20 protein-coding genes are annotated in these 21373 nt (G+C 68.8%); 6 read left to right on the forward strand and 14 right to left on the reverse strand.

Annotation, left to right across the window (positions count from 1 at the left end; translation table 11 throughout):
* Nucleotides 1–10 precede the first annotated feature (10 nt).
* Nucleotides 11–1618, reverse strand: a complete 1608-nt coding sequence (locus tag AT699_RS26060; RefSeq protein ID WP_006386004.1) for a thiamine pyrophosphate-binding protein — start codon at nt 1616–1618, stop codon at nt 11–13.
* A gap of 106 nt (nt 1619–1724) precedes the next feature.
* Complete coding sequence (locus AT699_RS26065) at nt 1725–2924, reverse strand: pyridoxal phosphate-dependent aminotransferase (RefSeq protein ID WP_024070351.1); 1200 nt, start codon at nt 2922–2924, stop codon at nt 1725–1727.
* Nucleotides 2925–2997: 73 nt separating this feature from the next.
* On the opposite strand from AT699_RS26065, the gene AT699_RS26070 reads away from it, so the two are divergent.
* Nucleotides 2998–3912 (forward strand): LysR family transcriptional regulator, encoded by a 915-nt coding sequence (locus tag AT699_RS26070; protein WP_006386002.1) that lies wholly within the window; start codon nt 2998–3000, stop codon nt 3910–3912.
* Between the two features lie 7 nt (nt 3913–3919).
* On the opposite strand, the gene AT699_RS26075 is transcribed toward AT699_RS26070, so the two are convergent.
* Nucleotides 3920–4831, reverse strand: coding sequence for a LysR family transcriptional regulator (locus AT699_RS26075; protein WP_024070352.1), 912 nt, complete (start codon nt 4829–4831; stop codon nt 3920–3922).
* Between the two features lie 322 nt (nt 4832–5153).
* On the opposite strand from AT699_RS26075, the gene AT699_RS26080 reads away from it, so the two are divergent.
* Nucleotides 5154–5576: a hypothetical protein gene (locus AT699_RS26080; protein ID WP_024070354.1), complete on the forward strand. Its 423-nt coding sequence runs from the start codon at nt 5154–5156 to the stop codon at nt 5574–5576.
* On the opposite strand, the gene AT699_RS26085 is transcribed toward AT699_RS26080, so the two are convergent.
* The 4 genes from AT699_RS26085 to AT699_RS26100 all read right to left on the reverse strand — a co-directional run bounded on the left by AT699_RS26085 (nt 5513) and on the right by AT699_RS26100 (nt 8386).
* Nucleotides 5513–6106: a hypothetical protein gene (locus AT699_RS26085; protein WP_058207483.1), complete on the reverse strand. Its 594-nt coding sequence runs from the start codon at nt 6104–6106 to the stop codon at nt 5513–5515. The two genes, AT699_RS26080 and AT699_RS26085, sit on opposite strands and share 64 nt — an antisense overlap.
* Entirely contained in the window at nt 6103–6621 is a 519-nt protein-coding gene (locus tag AT699_RS26090) for a hypothetical protein (RefSeq protein WP_006385998.1), read from the reverse strand. The genes AT699_RS26085 and AT699_RS26090 overlap by 4 nt, the downstream gene beginning before the upstream one ends.
* A 90-nt stretch (nt 6622–6711) precedes the next feature.
* The gene (locus AT699_RS26095) at nt 6712–7299 is read right to left on the reverse strand and encodes a TetR/AcrR family transcriptional regulator (protein WP_024070355.1); all 588 of its coding nucleotides are present in this window, start codon (nt 7297–7299) and stop codon (nt 6712–6714) included.
* Nucleotides 7300–7426: 127 nt separating this feature from the next.
* The gene (locus AT699_RS26100; protein WP_024070356.1) at nt 7427–8386 is read right to left on the reverse strand and encodes a LysR family transcriptional regulator; all 960 of its coding nucleotides are present in this window, start codon (nt 8384–8386) and stop codon (nt 7427–7429) included.
* Nucleotides 8387–8563: 177 nt separating this feature from the next.
* On the opposite strand from AT699_RS26100, the gene AT699_RS26105 reads away from it, so the two are divergent.
* From AT699_RS26105 to AT699_RS26120, 4 genes are all read left to right on the forward strand, one after another.
* Nucleotides 8564–9487: a dihydrodipicolinate synthase family protein gene (locus AT699_RS26105; RefSeq protein ID WP_058207484.1), complete on the forward strand. Its 924-nt coding sequence runs from the start codon at nt 8564–8566 to the stop codon at nt 9485–9487.
* 76 nt (nt 9488–9563) lie between these two features.
* Nucleotides 9564–10568 carry a Bug family tripartite tricarboxylate transporter substrate binding protein gene (locus AT699_RS26110; RefSeq protein WP_006385994.1) on the forward strand — a complete coding sequence of 335 codons (1005 nt, stop codon included), beginning with the start codon at nt 9564–9566 and terminating at the stop codon, nt 10566–10568.
* A 29-nt stretch (nt 10569–10597) separates the two neighbouring features.
* Nucleotides 10598–11773: an enolase C-terminal domain-like protein gene (locus AT699_RS26115; RefSeq protein WP_020926434.1), complete on the forward strand. Its 1176-nt coding sequence runs from the start codon at nt 10598–10600 to the stop codon at nt 11771–11773.
* A 15-nt stretch (nt 11774–11788) separates the two neighbouring features.
* Nucleotides 11789–12880 carry a 2-hydroxyacid dehydrogenase gene (locus AT699_RS26120; RefSeq protein ID WP_024070358.1) on the forward strand — a complete coding sequence of 364 codons (1092 nt, stop codon included), beginning with the start codon at nt 11789–11791 and terminating at the stop codon, nt 12878–12880.
* Here AT699_RS26120 and AT699_RS26125 read toward each other — a convergent pair.
* The 7 genes from AT699_RS26125 to AT699_RS26155 all read right to left on the reverse strand — a co-directional run bounded on the left by AT699_RS26125 (nt 12870) and on the right by AT699_RS26155 (nt 21202).
* A complete protein-coding gene (locus AT699_RS26125; protein WP_020926432.1) occupies nt 12870–14009 on the reverse strand; it encodes a porin in 1140 nt (379 codons plus the stop codon). The two genes, AT699_RS26120 and AT699_RS26125, sit on opposite strands and share 11 nt — an antisense overlap.
* A gap of 37 nt (nt 14010–14046) precedes the next feature.
* Nucleotides 14047–15696 carry a 3-(methylthio)propionyl-CoA ligase gene (locus tag AT699_RS26130; protein WP_026384059.1) on the reverse strand — a complete coding sequence of 550 codons (1650 nt, stop codon included), beginning with the start codon at nt 15694–15696 and terminating at the stop codon, nt 14047–14049.
* A gap of 146 nt (nt 15697–15842) precedes the next feature.
* Nucleotides 15843–17369, reverse strand: coding sequence for a zinc-binding metallopeptidase family protein (locus AT699_RS26135; protein WP_024070361.1), 1527 nt, complete (start codon nt 17367–17369; stop codon nt 15843–15845).
* Between the two features lie 142 nt (nt 17370–17511).
* On the reverse strand, nt 17512–18288 hold the full coding sequence (locus AT699_RS26140; protein ID WP_024070362.1) for a PAS domain S-box protein: 777 nt from the start codon (nt 18286–18288) through the stop codon (nt 17512–17514).
* A 118-nt stretch (nt 18289–18406) separates the two neighbouring features.
* On the reverse strand, nt 18407–19420 hold the full coding sequence (locus tag AT699_RS26145) for a cyclase family protein (protein ID WP_024070363.1): 1014 nt from the start codon (nt 19418–19420) through the stop codon (nt 18407–18409).
* Between the two features lie 85 nt (nt 19421–19505).
* The gene (locus AT699_RS26150; protein ID WP_024070364.1) at nt 19506–20213 is read right to left on the reverse strand and encodes a DsbA family oxidoreductase; all 708 of its coding nucleotides are present in this window, start codon (nt 20211–20213) and stop codon (nt 19506–19508) included.
* A gap of 80 nt (nt 20214–20293) precedes the next feature.
* Nucleotides 20294–21202, reverse strand: a complete 909-nt coding sequence (locus AT699_RS26155; protein WP_006385985.1) for a LysR family transcriptional regulator — start codon at nt 21200–21202, stop codon at nt 20294–20296.
* Nucleotides 21203–21373 lie beyond the last annotated feature (171 nt).

The raw sequence follows: 21373 nt of genomic DNA on the forward strand, positions 1-21373 counted from the left end.
GAAACAGCGGTCAGATGCGGCCGTCGTAGGCCTTTCTCGGGATGCGGCACGAGATCAATGCAAAGCGATCCGACGCCAGCGACTCGCGGATCGCGGCGGCAAGTTCGGCGCGGCTGCCGACCTCGAATCCCAGGCCGCCCATGGCGCGCGCCACGCCGGCGAAATCGGTGCCCGCGAAATCCACGCCCAGGTTGGGCAGGCCGTTGGCGCGCTGCTTGATCTCGATCAGCGACAGGGATTCGTCGGCAAAGACGAAGACGATCACCGGCGCCCGCGCGTCGCGGGCCGTCGCCAGTTCGCCCAGCGTCATTTCCAGGCACGCGTCGCCGGTGAACACGGCCACCGGCCGTTCGGGCTCGGCCAGCTTGGCGCCGATGCCCAGCGGCAGCGAGCAGCCCATGGTGCACAGCGCCGAGGACTGCATCAGGGTGCGCGGTTCATGGCATTGCCACACTTGCGACAACAGGATGCGATGCGCGCCGCTGTCGACCGAGGCCACGGTGTTCGCGGGCAGCAACGCCCGCGCCACATCGACGATCGCGGCCGGCCCCCATTCCTCGTCGGCGCGGTAGATGGCGGCGATGGCGCGCTTGATGTCGGCGACGGCGCCTTCGGTCCATTGCGACTGCCCCGCCAGCCCGGCGCCCAGCGCGGCCAGGCTGTGCCTGATATCGCCGACGAACGAGATCGCCGACTGGTGCATGTAATGGGTGTTGCGGGTCGCGGACACCTCGATCACCCGCGCGTCGTCGGCCCAGACATTGCGCCATCCCACGCGCATCTCGATCGGGTCGTAGCCGGCCAGCAGGACCACGTCGGCCTCGCGGACGAGCGGCAGCACGACCTGGTCTGCCAATGGCGACAGCCCCATGCCGCCGATCACCATGTCGCTGCGCTCGTCCACGATGCCCTTGCCCTTGTAGGTCGTGATCAGCGGAATCCTCAACTCCCGCACCAGCGCCTCGACCTGCGCCTGCGCGTGATGATGCAGGGCCTCGACCCCGGCGATGATCACGGGCCGCCTGGCCGCCGCCAGCCAGGCGCGGGCTTGCTGGAAGCGCTCCGTATCGGCCGGCGCCACCGGCGCCGGCGGCACGCGCCGCGCGCCCCTGGCGGGCATGACTTCCTGCAGGGCCACCGAAATCGGCACATCCACGTGCACCGGCCCCGGCGGGTCGTCCATGGCGATGGCGAGCGCCTTGTCGATGATGGCCTGCGCGGCGCCGGCGGACATGCGCAGCGATGCCTTGGTGATCGGCCGCATCAATGCCGCGTGGTCGAACACCTGGTGCGTATAGGTGGCGGCCTCGTCCTCGTCGACGCAGCCGGTGATGAACAACATCGGCACCCGGTCCTGCAGCGCGTTGGCGACCACGTTGACGGCGTTGGCGACGCCCGGCCCCAGCGTCGCGATCAGCACGCCGGGCGCGCCGGACCGATGAAACGCGCCTTCGGCCATGAAGCCGCCGGAGTTCTCGTGCTTGACCAGCGTGAACTTCACGCCGGCTTCGTCCAGGCCGCGCATGACCGACAGCACCTCCCCTCCCGGGATGCCGAACGCGTGCCGGCACCCCGCCTCATAAAGACGCTGGCCGATGATCTGGGAAACGGTAGACATGGATGATCCAGAAAAAAGCGGGACGCGGTTCCGGGGCCGATGCGGTCGGCTCGTCGCGCCCCTTGTTGCAGGAATGCCGACCGGCCGCGCCGATCGGGCAAGGCGTTCAGGTCAGGTTGCCCAAGGCATACGCCATGCGTTCGGCGGCGATGCGCAGGTTCTCGTCCGAGGTCGCGTACGACAGCCGCAGGAAGCCCGGCATGCCGAAGCCGGAGCCGGGCACCACCGCGACGCCGGCTCGGAGCAGATAGGCAGCCAGGGCCACGTCGTCGGCGATGCGTTCGCCGCCAGGCGCCTGGCGGCCAAGACAGGCCCGCACGTCGGGAAACAGGTAGAACGCGCCTTCGGGCCGCGGCGTATGGAGCCCGGCGATCCCGGAAAGCGCGTCATGCAGGAAGTCGCGGCGGCGCTGAAAGGCCTGGCAACGCCGCCGCACTTCGTCCTGCGGCCCTTCCAGCGCGGCCACCGCCGCGGCCTGGGAGATGGACGAGGTGTGTGAATTGATCTGCATCTGCAGCTTGGTCATCGCCTCGATCAGGTGCCGCGGCCCGCAGGCGTAGCCCAGGCGCCATCCCGTCATGGCATAGGCTTTCGACACGCCGTTGACGGTCAGGATGCGATCCGCGAGGTCCGGCGCCACCTGCGCCAGGGTGTGGAAGGCGCGTCCGTCGTACAGGATGTGCTCGTAGATATCGTCGACCAGGATGAAGAAATCCCGGTGGGGACTTTGGCGGATGACCTGCGCGAATTCGGCCAGTTGGGCGCGGTCGTAGGCGGTGCCGCTGGGATTGCTGGGCGAATTCAGGACCAGCCATTTGGTCCGGGGGCCGATCGCCGCCGCCAGATCGGCCGCCGCCAGCGCATAACCGCGCTGCGGCGACGTCGTGATCGGGCGCAACACGCCGCCATTCATGGCGACGATATCGCTGTAGGAGGCCCAGTAAGGCGCCGGCATGATGACCTCATCGCCCGGGCTCAGGGTCGCCAGGAACGCCTGGTAGATGACCTGCTTGCCGCCACAGCCCACGCTGATCTCGGCGATGGAGCAGTCGATGCCGTTGTCGCGCCTGAACTTGGCGACGATGGCCTCGCGCAGCCGCGTGCTGCCGTTGATGGGGGTGTAGCGGGTTTCACCATCGCGGATGGCGCGGATCGCCGCCTCGCCGATGTGCTGCGGCGTGGGGAAATCCGGCTCGCCGAGCGTCATGTCGATGACGCTGTGGCCTTGCTGGATGGCCTGGCGGGTTCGTTCCGCCATGACCTGGATGGGGGAAAGGCGCAGAGCGGAGATGATGGGAGCGAACATGGGCGGAATCCCTGACGAGTTGGAATCAGTCTAGAATTCACATGATTCAATCTCAATTGAATTTGGATTCAATATGATTTCGCCCCTCGGGCCCGACGTCCCCACCCTGCGCCAGCTGGAACTGCTGTTGTCCCTGGCCAGCGCCGACGGCATCGCCAGTGCCGGCGCCAAGATCGGCATGACGCCCTCGGCCACCAGCCACGCCCTGCGCGCGCTGGAGTCGACCCTGGGCGTGCTGCTGATCGACCGCAATGCGCCGCAGCTCGAACTGACCCATGCGGGCGAGCAGATCCTGCCGCACGTGCGCGACGTGTTCGCGGCCCTGCAACTGATCCAGGCCACGGCCAACGCCAGCGTCGGCCTGAAAAGCGGGATGCTGAAGATCGGCTCGTTCGGCCTGAGCTCGTCGCTGCGGCTGTTGCCGCCGCTGTTGCAGCAGTTTCGCAAGCTGTATCCGGGCATCGACCTGAGGGTCTTCGAAAAGGCCGACGCGGACATCGTGCAGGACCTGATAGAGCGGCGCCTTGAAATCGGCGTCGTCACGCTGCCCAAGCCGCAGTTCGACACCGTGACGATCGCCAACGACGAGCTGGTGGCCGTGGTGCCGGCGCGGCACGAGCTGGCCAGCCTGGACACGATCGAAGTCGGGCGGCTGGCGCAGTTCCCCTTCATCCTCACGCATGCGGGTTCACAGGGGCTGGTGGCCAGGATGTTCAGCCGGGCCGACGTTTCGCTCAAAGTGACCCACGAGCTGTCGCAGATGCTCTCCATCCTCGACTTCGTCGCGCGCGGCGAAGGCATTTCGGTGGTGGCGTCGCTGGCCCTGCCGGCCAGGTACGACGGCGTGGTCTACAAGGCGATCGCGCCCCTCACTTCCCGCAGGGTCGGGTTGGCCTGTCTCAACGAAAGCCGGCTGTCGCCCGCGGCCGCGGCGTTCTGGAAACTGGCCAAATCGCGCAGCCGGAAAAAACACGCGCCAACCGCGTGAGCCGCCGTCACATCACCGGAAACGTCATGCCGGGCGCGGCCTCGCGCACCATGGTCCAGAATGCGTGGGCGGCTGGGGAAAGCCGCCGTTCGTTCAGACAGGCCAGTCCGATGCGCCTTTTGACCGCGGGGCCGATCTTCCGGTAGACCAGGCCGTCGTAGCGGTCGGGCAACACCAGCGACGCCAGCACGGAAATGCCCTGGCCTCTCCTGACGAACTCCAGGATCGACATGATCTGCGAGAGATCGTGGGCGATGCGCGGCGTGATGCCGGCGCGCTCGAACATGCGCGTGATCACCGGCTGCGAGCCGGCGCGCGTCATGATGAGCGGATACGCGGCCAGGTCCTTGACGCCGATCACGCTCAGCCTGACCAGCGGATGCCCCTGCGGCAGCACGACCATGAGTTCGTCGGACACCAGGGGCAGCGTATCGAAGTCGGGTTTGGGCAGCGCCACCACGCCGATCTCGATGCGGCGCTCGATCAGGGCGCGCTCCATTTCCGGATCGGGCTTTTCGGTGACGAAGACGTCGACGCCCGGATAGCGCGCCTTGAACATCTCCAGCAACTGCGGAAGGATATTCAACGACGAACTCGCGCCCAGCGATCCCAGCGTCAGCATCCCGGCGCGCAGCCCCGCGCTGGCGCTGACCGTGGCCCGCACCACCTGCAGGGACGCGAACACGTCGCGCACGTGCGGCAGGATCTGTTGCGCCGCGTAGGTCAGCTGGACGCCGGTGACATTGCGGTCGATCAACGGCGCGCCCAGCGTCAGTTCCAGCGTCTTGAGCGCATGGCTTGTCGCCGACGGCGTCATCCCCAGGCGCGCGCCGGCGCTGGCGATGTTGTCCGAGGACGCCAGCGCGATGAACAGTTCCAATTGCTTCAACGACAGGGATTTGGCGGCCTTGTCTGTCATTGTCGACGGTCCCCTTGCATCGAGAACGGCCGCCGGAAGACGAGCCGCTTGAAATGTCGAGTGAGTATATACATCGGCCCCCTGCCCGGCGCGGGCCTTCAATGCGCGATCCGGAAATGGCATCATGGCAGACCGCGCCGGCATTTCGCCATTCGCCGCGGCCCTGAACCGGAGCCGGCATGACGCAGTTGCACGAACGATTCCTGGAAGCGCCTGTCCGGCGCCGCGGCACGGTGAAACGCGCGGACGTCGCAGGCCTGTCCGGCGACATGACGCCGCCGCGCCGGGAATCATCGCGGCCGCAAGGCCAAGGGGCTGCCTGATGGCGACGGCGCAATCCGCGACGCTGCAACCCTGCGTGCATGATGGCATTCCCACCCGGGAAACCTGGCTGGATTGCGTGTCGGCCGACGGCGGCCGGCTGCGCCTGGTGTTGCTGGCGGAAGAAGCTCGGGCCACCGCCACGCTGCTGGCATCGGCCCGCGCCATCGCGCAAGCGCTGCCGGCGCGCCTGGACGCCGCGTTGCGCTTCCTGTGGCAGGCCGGCCGCGAAACCGGCGATCCCGACGATGCGCCCGCCGCCTTCATGGAAGGCTTTGCGCCGTCCGACCTGGTGATGGCGGCCGATGGCGGCTACGTCCTGCATCTCGCGCCGCGCGACGCGGCCTGGTTCATGCCGGGCTACTGGCCGTCGCTGCGGTTTTCGGCCGACCACGCCCCCGCGGGATGGACCTGCGAATCCTGACCCATCCATCTCGAAGCGCGATCGCGCTTTGAGATGCCCGCGGCGCCGGCCACAACCGCCAGTGGTGGTGGCAGCAGCAACGGCAGGCTCGCCGCGATACGATGCGCCTGCAACGGCAGCAGGCCCTGGATGGTGCCAAGGTCATTGGCCGCGTCGGCACGCGCGCGCAACGCCGCCTGTTCCTCGCGCAAAGCCTGGTTGTTCGCGATGCCCCGCGCCAGCAGGCGGGCCTGCGCGTCGTGGAACGCCTGGATCGCATTGCGCAGGCAATGGGCAGTGTATTGATCGCCCAGCCGGTCAAGGGGCACGCCGACGGCCGGCCTGCCGGCGCCCGCGCCGCGTTGCGGCGATGCCGCCGTTGCCGCGGCCTGCGAACGCCCCGCCTGCGCGAGCGCCAACGCCGCGGCCTGCGTGCGCGCGAAGCTCGCCCGCTCGGTCCGAGCCTGTGCCCGCAGGCGTTCGGCACGGTAGGGATCGCGGACATCGTCGATCCGGACCGAGCCCATGGGATCAATGGCTTTGGCGCTCATGCCGATGCCCTTCGGATGGCGGGCTCGCGCCGGCGCTGCGCGCGGATCCAGAGCATCTGCGCCACCACGCCCACCGCGAACAGCGCCAGCCACGTCGCCAACGCGCCACGCACCAAGGGCGATTGCGGCCCATCGGCAAGCGGATGCGAGAGCGGCAGCCGCGTCAACGTTTCGGCAATGCCGGGAATCCACATCAGGAAAAAACTGAACGAGAACCCAAGCTGGGACAGATAGGGCCGCGCCCGCACGCGCGGCGGCAGGCGCGACGCCAGCAAGGCGCCCGCGATCGACAGCAGCGCCAGGATGCCCAGCGCATGGCCGGCGTTGAATCCGCCGGTGCTGGACAATCCGAAGGCGGTGAACACGGCCACCAGCAATCCACCCAGGTAGACCTTGCCGGCGACTGTCGCGCTGTCGATTCCGCGATAACGCGCGAAGCTGTACAGGCCCGCGATGGCGGGCACGAGACTGATGAGGGTATGGGCAGCCCCCAGCGGGGAAATGGGATGAGGCATGGATGCAGTCTCCAGGAAAAACAACCAACTAGTTGGTAGGTTTAATGGTTCAAAAAAATGCGCGCCGGCCGGCGCGCATCGCGGGAATCGTCAGGCAGGCGCGGTCAGTTGGCGGATGGCCGCGCGCGTAACCGAGGCGAACGCGTCGGGATCGCCGACGGCCCGCGCGGTCAGCATGGCGCCGTGGACGGTGGACATGAACGCCTGCGCTTCGGCCTGGACGCCATCACGAAGACGGAAATGGCCCGTGGCCACGCCCTTTTCCAGCACCGACGCCAGCCAGCCGCTCAACTCGCCGAAATACGCGCGCACTTCGTCGGCGATTTCCGGGGGAATCATCGGCAATTCGGCAGCCAGCATCGCGCAGATGCACATGGGCAGCGAGCCCTCGCGGATGCACTGGGCCCAGTACTCGGTATAGGCGGTAAGCCGCGCCAGCGGATCCTCGACGTGCCGATCGAGTCCGGCCAGGCCTTCACGCGCCTGCGCGCGGTGCCGCGCAACGACCGCCAACACCAGCTCCGCCTTGGTCGGAAAATGGTGATGGATACTGGCCTTGCCGATATGCACCCGCTCGGATACGTCGGCATAGCTGAATCCGTGGTATCCACCGGCGGCAAGCAGCAGCTTGGTCTGCTCGACGATCTCGATGGCCCGGGGGGAAAGCTCCAGACTCATGGGAATTCACTGTGGTGACTGGCGGGGGGCAAGATGCCCTGGCGCCCGAGCCGCATCGGACGGATCCGGACGGCTGCATGCGGCAACCAATCTACTAGTTGGTTGGTTGACTGTCAAGCATGCCGCTTCAACCCGCGACCAGCTCGGCCAGCGGCGCGTCCGCCGCCGGCCGCGCCAACGCCTGCAGGTGTTGCCACAACCGCTCGGCCTGCTCCGCCAGGATGGCCTCCCCGCGCAGCAATCGCAGGCGCAGCGGCACCTCGAACGCCGCGCCACCCGCGCGTACCAGCTTGCGGGCGTCCAGGTCGCCGCGCACCAGCGACAGCGGCAGCCATGCCACGCCCAGTCCTGACAACGCCATGAGCCGCAAGCCGTCGGTAAGGCTGGCGTTGTGGCTCTGTTGCAGGTCCAGGTCCAGCCCATCCAGCAAGGGGCGCAATGACCAGCCCAGATGGCATTCGTCCGCATAGCCCAGGAACGAGATGGCCTGGCCGCCGGCCCGCGCCAGGTCGTAAAGCGGCCGGCCCGCCGCATTGGGCGCGCTGACCGGCACCAGGCGTTCGCCGCCCAGTTCCAGCCAGCGCAGTCCGCCGCCCTCGGCGGACAGGCCGACGCGCCGCGCCACCGCCCCGCCGGCGTCGAACAGGGCCACGGCATAGTCGGCCGCGCCTTCGTCGAGCAGGGCAAGGCACTCGGGCAGGTTGTCGGACTCGACACTGAATTTGGCGTCCCGGAAATCGCTGTGCAGGCGGGGAATCCAGTCGGGGAAGAACACCGCCGACATGATGTGGGGCGCGCAAAAGCGGATCCGCTGCTGGCGGTCACGCGCGTCGGTGCGGACCGACTTGCGCAAGCCTTCCAGCGCATAGACCACCTCGGTCGCCACCGCCTGCAAGCGCAGGCCCGCGTCGGTCGGTTCCAACGCCGCCTTGCGACGGTCGAACAGCGGCACGCCGAGCCACTGCTCCAGGCCCTGGATGCGGCGGCTCAAGCCGGACACCGAAACGTGGCAGCGTTCGGACGCCCGGCTGAAGCTCCTGAGCTGGCACAGGACCAGAAAATCCTTGAGCGCGACGAGGTCGATCATGTTTGCGCATTCCTCAAAGAGAATCACCTCGAAAGTGTACTTCCGGCCTTTATTCCCAGGGACGTCTTTTCCGACGAGTGATTTGCGGATTTCGCAAACCAGCACGGCGATTCGGCAACCGTTGCGGGCCTCGGCGCCACTACGATGGGGCATCCGCCTTCTTTCCGGGAACCGTCCATGCCGCAACCCTCCGCCCCCCGCCCGCCCGGCGTCCTCGCCCCCGTGTTGACGCCGTTCGACGCCGATCTGCTGCCGGATCCACGGCGCTTCGCGCGCCTCTGCCTGTGGCTGGCGCGGCAGGACTGCGGCCTGGCGATGTTCGGCACCAACTCGGAAGGCAATTCGCTGTCGGTGGACGAACGCCTCGACCTGCTGGACGCCGCGGTCGAGGCCGGCGTCCCCGCCGCGCGCATGTTGCCCGGCACCGGCAGTTGCGCGCTGCCCGACGCGGTCAGGCTGAGCCGCGCCGCGGTGGCGCACGGCTGCGCCGGCGTGCTGGCCCTGCCGCCGTTCTACTACAAGACGATCACCGACGATGGCCTGTTCGCCTTCTTCAGCGAACTCATCGAGCGCGTCGGCGACGCGCGCCTGCGCGTCTACCTGTATCACATCCCGCCCGTGGCGCACGTCGGCTTCTCGCACGCGCTGGTGGAACGGCTGCTCACGCGTTATCCCGTCGTCGTCGCGGGCATGAAGGACACCGGCGGCGACTGGGCCTACACCACGCGGACCCTTGAACAATTCTCCGCCGAGGGCTTCGGCGTCTACGCCGGCACCGAAACCCTGTTGCTCGAAACACTGCGCCTGGGCGGCGCGGGCTGCATCTCCGCCACCGCCAACGTCAACCCCGGCCCCATCGTGCAACTGTGGCGGTCGTGGCGCGACGCCGACGCCCAGGCCCGCCAGGACGCGCTCAATGCGCTGCGCGGCGCGTTCTCGGCCTATCCGCTGATCGCCGCCATGAAAGCCGCCATCGCGCAGGCCACCGGCGACGCCGGCTGGAACCGCCTGCGCCCGCCGCTGACGCCCCTGGACGAGCGCCAACGGCAAGCATTGGGCGACGCCTTGCAGGGCCTGTCGTTCACCATCGACGCGCTCTGATCCCCGGGCGCCACCACGAAGGCAAGCCCACCACAACAGCGCATCCCACGCAGGACGCGCGACCCAAGGAGACATCATGACCCTCATCCCCACCCGCCTGCGGCACGCGTTGCCGCGCTTGCTGGCCGCTGCGCTGCTGCTGGGCGCGGCGTCGGCGCGGCCGGCCCACGCCGACGCGTCCGCGTATCCGTCGCGGCCCATCACCATCGTGATCCAGTATCCGGCGGGCGGTCCATCCGACATCCTGGCGCGCATCCTCGCGCCGCGCCTGCAAGCGCGGCTGGGCCAGCCCGTCATTATCGAAGCCCGTGTCGGCGCCGGTGGCAACATCGGCACCGACGTGGTGGCCAAGGCGCAGCCCGACGGCCACACGCTGCTGCTGTCCTCCAGCGGCCCGCTGGCCATCAGTCCGTGGCTCTACCCCAGGCTGCCCTACGATCCGCTGCGCGACCTGGCTCCCGTCATTGAAGTCGCGGCGGTGCCGCTGGTCCTGCTGGTCAACCAGTCGAATCCGGCGCGCGACGCGCAGGCGCTGCTGGCCGAACTGAAGGCCAGCCCCGGCCGCTACACCTATGGTTCTTCCGGCAACGGCACGCCCCAACACCTGTCTTCCGCGCTGTTGGAATCAACCACGGGTGCGCGCGCCGTGCATGTTCCCTACAAGGGCCAGGCGCCGATGGCCATCGACCTGATGGGTGGCCAGATCGACTTCGCCATCGACAGCATGGTCTCGGCCATGCCCAACCTGACCAGCGGCCGCCTGCGTCCCCTGGCCGTCACCAGCAAGCAGCGCTCCGCGCTGCTGCCCGACGTTCCCACCCTGGACGAAGCCGGCGTGCCGGACTACGAGTCGCTGGCCTGGTACGGCCTGATGGCGCCCGCGGCGACGCCGGCGCCAGTCATCTCGCGGCTCAACCAGACCTTGCGCGACATCATGGACCAGCCCGAGGTGCGCGAGCAGATCGCACGGCTCGGCAGCCCGGCCGTGCAAGGAACGCCCGAACAGTTCGGCGCCTTCATCCGCGCCGAGCACCGGAAATGGGGCGACATCGTCCGGCGCACCGGCGCCTCCCTTGATTGACTCTCCCTGCACCGCCAGCCCGTCACGCCATGAAAATCGTCCATGCCTGCGAAAAGACCATCCCGATCGAATGCGACCTGCGCAACGCGCGGGTGGACTTCAGCGAGATGACGGCCACCGTCGTCGCCGTCGCCACCGATCAGTTCCGCGACGGTCGGCGCGTGGTGGGCTACGCCTTCAACTCCTTTGGCCGCTATGCCTGCGGCGGTCCGCTGCGCGAGCGCTTCATCCCTCGCCTGCTGGCCGCGCCGCCGTCCGACCTGCTGGATCCGGATACGCAGCGGCTCGATCCGCCCCGCGTCGCGACCGCGCTGCTGCGCCGCGAAAAAGCCGGCGCGCACGCGGAACGCTCGATGGCGGTGGGCACGCTGGAACTGGCGCTCTGGGACGCCGCCGCCAAACTGGAAGGCCGGCCGCTGTACCAGGTCCTGGCCAGCCGCTACGGCGTTGCCGGCGCCGGGCGGCCGCGCGCCATTGCCTGCTACGCGGGCGGCGGTTTCTACAAACCGACCGACGACCGCGCCCGGCTGCGCGACGAGATCCAGGGGTATCTCGACGCCGGCTATCGCGATGTCAAGATCAAGGCCGGCGGCCTGCCGCTGGCGCAGGACCTGGCGCGCATCGAGTCCGCGCTGGCGCTGCTGCATGACGGCAGCCACCTGGCGCTGGACGCCAGTTGCGCTTTCGGCCGCGACAGCGCCCTGGCATATGCGCGGGCCGTGGCGCCGTACGGCTTGCGCTGGCTGGAAGAACCCTGCGACCCGGCCGATTTCGACACCTACCGCGCCGTCAGCGAACAGTATCCCGGCATGCTCGCCGGCGGCGAGAACCTGTATTCCAAGGAAGAGGCGGAGAACTTCCTGCGCTATGGCCCGGCGCCGCACCGGGTGGTGCTGCAACCCGATCCGCCGCTGGCCTACGGCATTGGCGAATTCCACCGCATGGTGCGGCTGGCCGGGCGCCACGGCGTGCCGGCGGCCCACATCATGCCGCATGGCGGCAACCTGATGTCGCTGCACGTCGCGGCCGGCTTGGGGCTGGGCGGCGCGGAATCCTATCCCGGCCTGTTCGGCGCGTTCGGCGGCTTCGGCCGCGAAGTCGCGATCGCGGACGGCCATGCCTCGCTGCCCGCCGCGCCCGGCATCGGCTTCGAGGAACAGCCCGAGCTCTATCGCATTTTCGCCGCCTTGCCGGCCAACCCTTGATGAGGTCGAGCGTCCATGCCCTCCCCCCACACCATTTTCATCGCCGCTGACTTCGTGCTCGATCCGGCCCTGGACTCGGCGGCCGAGCGGTTGCGCGAGCAGGGCCATACCGTGGTGCGCGGCCCGCGCGCCGTGCCCGGCCGCAAGACCGTGCTGCCGCCGGAACGCCTGGGCGAACTCGTAGGCGCCGCCGACGTCATCGTCGCGACTTCGCGCGTCGTGATCGACGACGCCGTGCTGGACGCGGCGCCGCGGCTGCGCGGCGTCGTGTTCCCCTCCATCGGCACCGAATCGCTGGACCTGGCCGAGGCTGGCCGGCGCGGCCTGATGGTGGCCAACGGCGCCACGCCGGAGAATTTCCAGAGCATGGCGGAAGCCACCATCATGCTGATGCTGAACCTGAGCTACGACCTGCGCGGCACCGAGGACCTGCTGCGCCGCAATGCGCCCCGCCCGGCCGCGCCGCGGGCGCGGATGCTGCAAGGCAAGACCGTCGGCCTGGTGGGCTTCGGCCGCATCGCGCGCGCCGTGGCCGACAGACTGCGCGGCTGGAACGTCGAGATCCTGGCCAGCAGCCCGCGCCTGGATCCGGCGCAGGTCCCGGCCGGCGTGCGAGCGGTCGCGCTCGATACCTTGCTGCGGGCCAGCGACATCGTCAGCCTGCACACCACGCTCACCCCGGGCAGCCGCCACCTGATCGGGCCGGCCGAATTGCGGCGCATGAAGCCCGGCGCCTTCCTCCTGAACACCGCGCGCGGCGCCTGTGTCGACGAGGCCGCCGTCCACCAGGCCCTGCGCGACGGCCTCATCGCCGGCGCAGCGCTGGACGCGTTCGAGGTGGAGCCGCTGCCGCCGGACAGCCCGCTGCGGCAACTGGACAACGCCATCCTGACCCCGCACATGGCCGGGCACACCCAGGAGCTGTATGCCTCGTTCGCGCCGGCCTGCGTGCGCAATGTGGAGGCGATACTCGCCGGTGAACTGCCGCCTCATGCATGCAATCCCTCGGCGGCGCCGGCCTGGCGCGAGCGGCTGGCCAGGCTCGATGGCGCGCGTGGCGGCGGCTTGGCGCACGCGCGGAATGCCGCGCCGCCTTTCAGAAAATGAAACGCATGCCCGCGCCGTAGGCGCGCACGTCAGCGCCCGCGCCGGCGGGCGGCACGCCGCCCAGCGTCAGCGCGGACGCTGCCGTGTTGTTCAACAGGCCATAGGACAGGTAAAACGAGATCTTGGGCGACACCGGATAGACGTAACTCGCGCCGATCACGGTGGCGCGGGCGCGGCCGTCCGGTTGCTGCAGCACTGCGCGCTGGACGTTGACCGCGAGAACACCGCGCGCAAACCGGATCACTCCGCCCGCCCAAACCGTGCCGCCATCGTGCCCCGGCTCGGGGTGCCAAGCCCGGAAATATCCGCCAGCCAGGGTCACGTTGCCCATGGGATACCGCCCTCCCACCAACAGATCGTGACGGGTGCCGGCCGCCCCGGTGAAGAACGGCGGCGTCCCTGCCACGCGCGGCAGGCGCAACTGCTGGTAGGCCGTGGTCAGCACGGCCCCGCCGCGGGCGTAGTAGGCGACCGAGGCTCCCCACATGCGATTGGCATCGGCCGGCCGTCGGTCCGGACCGCCCCAGCCTTGCGAGCCAAAGCTGCCCATCAGGCGCAGTTGCAGGCCGTCCGATGTCACAGGCGTAGCGTAGAACAGCGCATTGCTGGCGCGGCCGAAGCGCTCGGAGCCGGTGCCCGACAATTGCACGATCTGCTGCATGTTGCCGTAACCCGCCAGCTTCAGCGGGTCGACTTCCACCATCGACCAGTACAGCGGCGTGTAGTCACGCCCCAGGCTCAAGCTGCCATGACGGCTCTCAACGCCGACGTAGGCGCGCCGGTTGAAACCGCCCGCTATCGGTTGCCCACGCGGCTCGGCCGCCGTGGCGCTGGCGGGATCGCCGTAATACGTGGCAGCCTGGCCATTGCCCAGGTTGAAATCGGTCTCCAGCTGGAACACCGCGCGCAGGCCTTCGCCAAGCTCCTCCGATCCTTGCAACCCGACCAGCGAGCCGCTGAGTATGCCGGACCGCATCGCCACCGAGCTGGCGCCGTGCCGCGCGCCATTGTCGATGTATGCCAGGCCAGCGTCCACGATGCCATACACCGTCACCGCCGCCTGCGCGCGGCACGCTCCCATGGCGCACAGCAGCGCGCAGGCGGCCAGCTTCCAGGCCGGAATGCCCATCGTCTTCCCCTCGATCCGCCCGCGGGCGGCGGCCGGCTCAGCCCATGGGCTGGCCTTGCTCGTTGAACCGCTCGCGCAGCACGTGCTTGAGCACCTTGCCCGTCACGCCCATCGGCAGCCGCTCGACGCAGACGACGTCATCGGGAATCCACCACTTGGCGATGCGCCCTTCGTACAAGGCCAACAAGGCATCGCGCGACAGGTTCATGCCGGCGCGCGGCACAACCACCAACAGCGGCCGCTCGCCCCATTTGGGATGCGGCACCGCGATGCATGCCGCCTCGGCCACCGCGGGGTGGGACATCGCGATATTTTCCAGTTCGATGGAGCTGATCCATTCGCCGCCCGATTTGATGACGTCCTTGCTGCGATCGCGTATCCGCAGCCGGCCGTCGACATCGATGGACGCGATGTCGCCGGTGGCGAACCAACCGGGATGAGCTTGCGATTCGCCGCCCCGGTAATAGCCGTCGGCAACCCATGGCCCGCGTGCCAGCAAATCGCCGCGCGCCTGGCCGTCCCACGGGAGCTCGACGCCTTGAGCATCGATGATCTTCAACTCGATGCCGAACACCGGATTGCCCTGGCTTTCCAGGATGGCGTCCCGGGCCGCTTGCGGCAGCGCCAGCTCAGCCGCCCGCAGCGTGCAACTGGTGCCCAATGGCGACAGTTCCGTCATGCCCCAGGCGTGCACCACGTCGATACCGTGCCGTTCGCGCAATGCCCGCATCAATGCCGGCGGGCATGCCGCGCCGCCGACCACCGTGCGGCGGAAGGCGCTGAACGCCAACCCGTTCTGCTCGACGTAGTCCAGCAGGCCCAGCCACACCGTCGGCACGCCAGCCGCCGAGGTCACGCCTTCGGCTTCGAACAAGGCGTGCAGCGAGGCGCCATCGAGCGCGGGGCCGGGCAGCACCAGCTTTGCCCCGGTCAACGGCGCCGCATATGGCAGCCCCCAGGCGTTGACATGAAACATCGGCACCACCGGCAGCACGGTTTCGCGCGCCGACAGATTCAGCGCGTCCGGCAGCGCCGCGGCGTAGGCGTGCAGGACGGTGGAGCGCTGCGTATAGAGCACGCCCTTGGGCGGGCCTGTGGTGCCGGAGGTGTAGCAAAGGCCGCTGGCCGTGTTCTCATCGAGCTCGGGCCAGTCGTAGGCCTCGCCGGCGGCCGCCAGCAAGTCCTCGTAGCACGACAGGCCGGCCAAGGGCGCGGCAGCGGGCATCTGCTCGCGCCCGCACAGCATCACATAGCCCCGCACGCCCGGACAGCGCGGCGCCACCCGGCTCACCAGGTCCAGCAGGTCCAGGTCGAAGAACACGTATTGATCTTCGGCATGGTTCAGCAGATAGGCGATCTGCTCCGGATGCAGGCGCGGATTGACGGTATGGATGACGGCGCCCGATCCGGACACGGCGTAGTAAAGCTCCAGATGGCGGTAGCCGTTCCAGGCCAGCGTGGCGACGCGCTGGCCCGGCTCGACTCCCAGTCCGGCCAACGCATTGGCCAATCGGCGGCATCGCCGGTGGCAGTCGCGATAGGTATAGCGGTGGATATCGCCTTCCACGCGGCGCGATACGATTTCAGTGCTGCCGAAGCATTGGTCGGCGTGCCGCAGGAGGCTGGAAATCAACAAGGGGCGGTTCATCATCTGGCCCGGCGGGGGATTCGGTTGCATCGACGACATGGCTCCATCCAGGATTTGAGGGAAAAACGAAACACGCGCCATCGGCCAGGCACGGCCAACCCCGCGCCGGCGCGCGGGGCGGCGGCGAAGGCGGCGGATATACGGAGATTGGGCGGCCTGCTGCGCGCGACGCCGCCGGGCGCTGGCTAGCGAGCGGCGGCAGGCTCGGGACGCAACTGCCCGAACGGCACGCGCGACAGGTCCAGCAACAGCTGCGTGGCGGCCACGGTTTCACGTTGCATGCGCGCGTAGTCGACCTTGTCGGCCGTGGTCACGCCGTAATTGAGCAGGTAGTTGGGGCCGGAGATGTAGTTGATGGTTGGTATCCGGCCGCGCCCCCAGAAGTACTGCCCTTCTCCTGGCCAGACAGCGTTGTTCGGGCCGCCATCCCCCTTGGGGTTGAGCGGTGGCATGATGAAGGCCGGCCCCGCGTCCGCCTGGCGCACCATCGCTTCGGCGGCGTCCACCAGCGCCGGGATTGGCGGCATGAATACGCCGACAGGTTCGAATTTTCCGGTTGGCGCCAGCTTGCCGGTTGCGTCCGGCAGCCACTCCATCGCCCCCAGGTGCTCGATGGTCACGACGGCGGCAATGCGCGAGGCCAGCGCGTCGCCCTGATGGCGCGCCAGAAAATCCTGCACCCCGGCGCCACCCGCGAAATGTCCGCTGGACAGCATGATCATCACGCCGCGCGGCAGGGAGCTGCGCGGCAGGCGCGACAGGTAGCCTGCCATATCGACGATGGCATTGGGGCCATTGTCCTCGATGCCGTTGGTGCCGTCCGTGTGGCTGTTGATCACGATCCACTCATCCGTCGCCCCCGGAATGACGCCGATCAGGTTGCGCGTGCGCACTTGCTCCACCTGCGCGTCCAGCGTCAGCCGCAGCGCGGCGCCCTTGGCCGCCAGCGCTTTCAGGCGGCGTCCCGCGTCACGGTCCACGTACAAGGCCGGCACGGCGCGCAACTCCCGGTCGTAGGGCGCATACAGTCCCTCGGCGGTCTGCGCCGGCGCGTCGATGATGGCGATGGCGCCCACGGCGCCCGCCGCCTGCAGTTTTTCCTGCAGCGCGGTCAACACCTCCAGGACCTGGTAGGGCCGCGCATACGGCGCGCCTGGCGGCAACGAACCGGCCGGGTCGTAGGCGCGCAGCGCCAACCGATGGAAGAAATCGCCGGTAAGCGTGGCGCGCGGCAGGTCGAACAGCACGATCTTGCCAGCGACACGCTGGTCCGGCGCCGCGCCCGGCGGCAGGTACACCAGCCCCGCCTCCCGACCTTGCGCGCCGGTTCTGCCCGAATAAGGCACGTAGCCCGCGACGGCGATCCGCTCGCCGTCCGCGGCCTGCAAGGCCCAGTGCCGGGCCGACCAGCGCGCCAGCGGTAGCGATTCGAAGCGCAGGGCACGCACACCCGCCGCCAGCAGCCGCTCGTGCAACTGGTCGACGTAGCGCTCGTGCGCGGGCGAGCCGGTGTCGCGTAGCCCCATGGCGTCCAGTTCCTCCTGCCAGCGGCGCACCTGCTCGCGCGGCAGGAATTCGCGTCCGTCCACCTTCATAGCGGCTTGCGCCGGCAAGGCCTGCGGACCGCGAGCCTGCGGCCCGGACGCGCAAGCGGCCAGCAAGACGCATCCCACCGCGCCACACACGCCGCGCAGGTTCCTCCACTTGCTCATGCTTGTCTCCTTCGGTGATCTTGTGCCAGTTCTACCGATACTGAATGCGATTGTGCGGCAGCGCCGCGTCTGGCGGCAGACCACCGACGGGGGGTATGCCTCCCCCAAAGCGGGGTATCTGGCCGCGATCGCCGGCCGGGCCTCACGGCCCCGGCGCGATCAGGCCCGCCTTGATGGCGCAGGCCACCGCCTCGGCGCGTCGCCTGGCGCCCAGCCTCGACATGATCTTCTTGACGCTGTCCTTGACCGTGTGGGGACTGCGGTGGACGATGCCGGCGATCTCCGCATTGGACCGCCCCTGCGCCAGCAGGCCCAGGATCTTCAGGTCCGAGGCGCTCAGCCCATGCTTTTCGGCGGCCAGACGGCTGAGCATGCATTGCGCCTCGCGCAGCTTGTCATCCCCCGCCTCGCCGGCCTCAGGTGCCCCGTGCACCAGTTCGGCGATGCGCGCGTACATGGCCATCGCAATGCGCGTGCGCTCCTCCAACAGGGTCACGCGCTGCGACTTCTCGGTTACCAGCGACTGCAGCGCCTTGATCTCGTTGATGTCACGGGCGATGCCCTGGCGCCCGACCACTTTCCCGCCCCGCATCAGCGGGCCGGCGCGCACCTCGAGATGGACGATACGGCCGTCGCGATGGCGCGCCTCGACTTCGAAGAACGGCGTGCGGTCCTGTCCCAGGACGCCCTGGCGGTAGTGGCGCGAGGCGATCTGCGCCGAGTTCTCGGTCAGCACCTCGGTGAACGGCAGGCCCATCAACGCCCTGGCGCGAAATCCCAGCACGCGCTCGGCGGCCTGGTTCAGGTAGGTGAACCGGCCTTCCAGATCGAGCGTGTAGATCAGGTCGCCGGCGGCCTCGATCAAGGCCTCGAAATCCGGCGCTTGCGGTGCGCGAGCGGGCTGGCGGACAGGGTTCATGGGCGACGCCTCCTGGAAAGGGTTGCAGGCAAGCGGCCAGCCTAGGGGGTGTTCGCGTGAAAAGCAACTTCGCGCCGGCCGGCGGACAGGCGCGGCCTGTCCGCGCATGGCGGCGTCCTCAGCGCAGCGGCATCGCCACCGGGCGCAACGGCGCCGCATCGCCGCCACGGATCTTCAGCGGGCCGCCAATGAAAGCGAACTCATAGACCTTGTCGCGCGACAGTTCGTCCAGCGCCGCCAGTTCGATGATGGGCACGCCTTGCTGCGCCAGCAGGTAGGTATGCAGCGGCACGTAGTCATCGGCGACTTCCGACGGGAAGGTCTCGAAGCTGAGGTTGTCCGCGCCCAGGATCATGGCGCCGCCTTCTTCCACCAGATAGCGGGCCGCGTCCAGCCCCATGCCCGGCGGCTTGGCCATGTAGGCGGCCGGGTCGTCGTACAGCTTCATGCGGCCGGTGCGGATCAGCACGATGTCGCCCTGCTGCAGCGCGGTCTTCTGCCGCGCCAGCGCCGCCTTCAGGTCCTGGCGGGTAATGCGATACGAATCCGGCAGCATGTCCACGCCCTTCAGCGCGGCCACGTCGATCAGCACCCCGCGCGCCACCAGCGGCGGGAATTTCTCGATGCCGGTGCGCTTCCAGCCGCGGTCGCCCAGGTGTTCGTCGGCGCGAAATCCGTTCCATATCCTGCCGTGGATGCCGAAGTGGTTCAGCGCGTCGATGTGCGTGCCGGTGTGGCTGTACATCGAGAACGCGGTGCCGGTGTAGCTGCGCATCGCGTTCATGTCCTTGCCCACGCCCATCGGATCATCGACTTCGGTGCCGCGCGGCGTGTGCGTCATCCAGAACTGGTAATGGGGATCGCCAGCATCCTGCCAGCTCGGCATGCCCACGTAGTATTCCGTGGCCAGGTCATAGACCTTGTCGCCCGCCACACGCGACATCACGGCGGCGCGCGAGGCGGGCGTGATGAGGTTGAGGCGGCCGATCTCGTCGTCCGGCCCCCATGGGCTGATGCCGACCTCCTGCCCGGAGGCGGGCGCGCGCGCCGGCGCGCCATGCGCAAAAGCGTTGAAACCAATGGCAGCGCCCAGCGCCACGGCGAGCAGTCTGGAAGTATTGCGGATGTTCATGATGCACCTTATGGGTGAAATCCCGTCCGGCGGACAGGAAGAATGGAAAATGGGGGATGAGCCGGCCTGACGGCGAGGCGCGGGCCTAGGCGCGCGCCGGCATCAGCGCCAGCAGGCGATCGCGCAGATCGGCCAGCGGCAGGGTCTGCAAGCGGGCCTGGTGCGGTCCCGCGACCAGCGTCGGAATGGAGTCAATGCCCAGCCGCGCGGCGGCCGCGCGGTCTTCCCGCACGCGCCGCCGCGCTTCTTCGCCTTGCATCACGCGGGCAAAGTCGGGGCGGTCGAATCCCAGCGCCGCCGCGATGTCCAGCAGGACCGCGGTATCGCCGACGTTGCGATGCTCGCTCAGGTGCGCGCGCTGGATGGCGTCGAACAGGTCCCAGTGGCCCGCCTCGCCGGCCAGCAGGTGAGCGGCCTGGCAGGCCAGCGCGCCGGCCAGGCCGCTGGGATAGTCGAAGGTCTCGCCGCGCATGCCCTCGATGTCGATACGCGGCGTGTCATCATGGCGGGCGCAGGCCTCCCAATGGCCCAGAATCACGCGCTTGGCGCGTTCCATCGAGCCGAATACACGACGCATCTGTTCAGGCGATTCCTGCAGCACGAAGCTGCGCTGGCGCACCGTGACGCCGAGTTCGGCCGCCACCTGGCGCAGGCGCGGCGACATCACGTAGCACCAGCCGCAGACCACGTCATGGAAGAAATCCACGGTCAGCGGCGTGGCGGGCGCGGCGGCTTCGGCGGATGCGGAGGCTGAAGTGGCGAAAGGCGAAGTCGAAAACATGTTGGCGTCCATCTCGTTTCAATGGACGCCAGCTTACGGACGGGCAGGCCCGGGAGTAAGGCGCTCGCCGGCAGGACTTTATTCGCTGGCCGTCAAGAATCGCCGCGCATGGCGGCGGGCAGGTGCTCGGCCAGGAAGTCGACGAACGCCTTGACCTTGGGTTGCAGGTGGCGGCTGGTCGGGTAGACGGCGTAGACCTGGCGCGGCGAGCCGGGCAGCTCGGGCAGCACCCGCGCCAGCCTGCCGGCCGCCAGGGCGGGCCCGGCCAGGAACGACGGCAAGGCGCCGATCCCCAGCCCCGCCTCGAGCAGGTCGCGCAGCATCAGGCTGTTGTTGACCTGGATCAGCGCGGGGCCAGCCAGCGGATCGGCCGGCTGGCCAGCGTCTTCCTCGGGAACCGGACCGGGGCTGTCGGCCAGGCTATAGCTGAGGATGTCATGCCCGCGCAACGCCTCGACGCTGTCCGGAAGGCCGCGGCGCTCCAGGTACGAGGGCGCCGCGCACAGCACCTGCGTCAGCGACGCCAGGCGACGCGCGATCAGGGAGGAATCATCCAGTTGCGCTCGCAGCCGGATCGACACATCGAAGCCCTGCCCCACCGCATCGACCAGCCGGTCCTCCATGGCCAGATCGAGCCGCAACTCGGGGTACTGGCGCAGGAAGCGCGCCAGCAACGGCGACAGCACGCTCAGCGCAAAGGACACCGGCGCGTTCACGCGCAGCCGTCCCGAAACGCGGCCGGACTGGCGCTTGACGGACTTCTCCAGCGCATCCAGCGCATCGAGCAGCCGGCAGCATTCGGCGTAATAGGCGGCGCCGGTGTCGGTGAGGCTCATCTTGCGGGTGGTGCGCTGGATCAGCACCGCTCCCAGGTGGGCTTCGAGGGCGCGCAGCTGCTTGCTCAGACCAGCTGACGACATGTCCAGGTCCTCGGCCGCCTTGGCGAGGCTGCCCAGTTCCACGATGCGCCGGAAGGCGCGCATATAGTTGAAGGTGTCCATGGCGGGAACGGATGCGGGGAAACCCCGCGATTCTGCAGCGATCCGCCGCATTCGCCAAACCATATCGCCCGCGAGGGGACAAGGGGAGCAAGGGCTATCGGCGCGGGGCGTGGCCGTCCGGGCGGGCCGACGACACGTCGCGACCGCGCCATGGCGGCATAATCGAGGCAC

It is taken from the genome of Achromobacter xylosoxidans (genome assembly GCF_001457475.1).
GTDB classification, from domain to species: Bacteria; Pseudomonadota; Gammaproteobacteria; order Burkholderiales; family Burkholderiaceae_B; genus Achromobacter; species Achromobacter xylosoxidans.

Coding starts and splice junctions, on each gene's coding strand:
- AT699_RS26075 (WP_024070352.1), bottom strand. CDS start 4,831: ATGACAGACAAGGCCGCCAAATCCCTGTCGTTGAAGCAATTGGAACTG.
- AT699_RS26145 (WP_024070363.1), bottom strand. CDS start 19,420: ATGAACATCCGCAATACTTCCAGACTGCTCGCCGTGGCGCTGGGCGCT.
- AT699_RS26090 (WP_006385998.1), bottom strand. CDS start 6,621: ATGCCTCATCCCATTTCCCCGCTGGGGGCTGCCCATACCCTCATCAGT.
- AT699_RS26085 (WP_058207483.1), bottom strand. CDS start 6,106: ATGAGCGCCAAAGCCATTGATCCCATGGGCTCGGTCCGGATCGACGAT.
- AT699_RS26105 (WP_058207484.1), top strand. CDS start 8,564: ATGCCGCAACCCTCCGCCCCCCGCCCGCCCGGCGTCCTCGCCCCCGTG.
- AT699_RS26125 (WP_020926432.1), bottom strand. CDS start 14,009: ATGGGCATTCCGGCCTGGAAGCTGGCCGCCTGCGCGCTGCTGTGCGCC.
- AT699_RS26115 (WP_020926434.1), top strand. CDS start 10,598: ATGAAAATCGTCCATGCCTGCGAAAAGACCATCCCGATCGAATGCGAC.
- AT699_RS26130 (WP_026384059.1), bottom strand. CDS start 15,696: ATGTCGTCGATGCAACCGAATCCCCCGCCGGGCCAGATGATGAACCGC.
- AT699_RS26120 (WP_024070358.1), top strand. CDS start 11,789: ATGCCCTCCCCCCACACCATTTTCATCGCCGCTGACTTCGTGCTCGAT.
- AT699_RS26135 (WP_024070361.1), bottom strand. CDS start 17,369: ATGAGCAAGTGGAGGAACCTGCGCGGCGTGTGTGGCGCGGTGGGATGC.
- AT699_RS26150 (WP_024070364.1), bottom strand. CDS start 20,213: ATGGACGCCAACATGTTTTCGACTTCGCCTTTCGCCACTTCAGCCTCC.
- AT699_RS26070 (WP_006386002.1), top strand. CDS start 2,998: ATGATTTCGCCCCTCGGGCCCGACGTCCCCACCCTGCGCCAGCTGGAA.
- AT699_RS26080 (WP_024070354.1), top strand. CDS start 5,154: ATGGCGACGGCGCAATCCGCGACGCTGCAACCCTGCGTGCATGATGGC.
- AT699_RS26060 (WP_006386004.1), bottom strand. CDS start 1,618: ATGTCTACCGTTTCCCAGATCATCGGCCAGCGTCTTTATGAGGCGGGG.
- AT699_RS26100 (WP_024070356.1), bottom strand. CDS start 8,386: ATGATCGACCTCGTCGCGCTCAAGGATTTTCTGGTCCTGTGCCAGCTC.
- AT699_RS26110 (WP_006385994.1), top strand. CDS start 9,564: ATGACCCTCATCCCCACCCGCCTGCGGCACGCGTTGCCGCGCTTGCTG.
- AT699_RS26155 (WP_006385985.1), bottom strand. CDS start 21,202: ATGGACACCTTCAACTATATGCGCGCCTTCCGGCGCATCGTGGAACTG.
- AT699_RS26065 (WP_024070351.1), bottom strand. CDS start 2,924: ATGTTCGCTCCCATCATCTCCGCTCTGCGCCTTTCCCCCATCCAGGTC.
- AT699_RS26140 (WP_024070362.1), bottom strand. CDS start 18,288: ATGAACCCTGTCCGCCAGCCCGCTCGCGCACCGCAAGCGCCGGATTTC.
- AT699_RS26095 (WP_024070355.1), bottom strand. CDS start 7,299: ATGAGTCTGGAGCTTTCCCCCCGGGCCATCGAGATCGTCGAGCAGACC.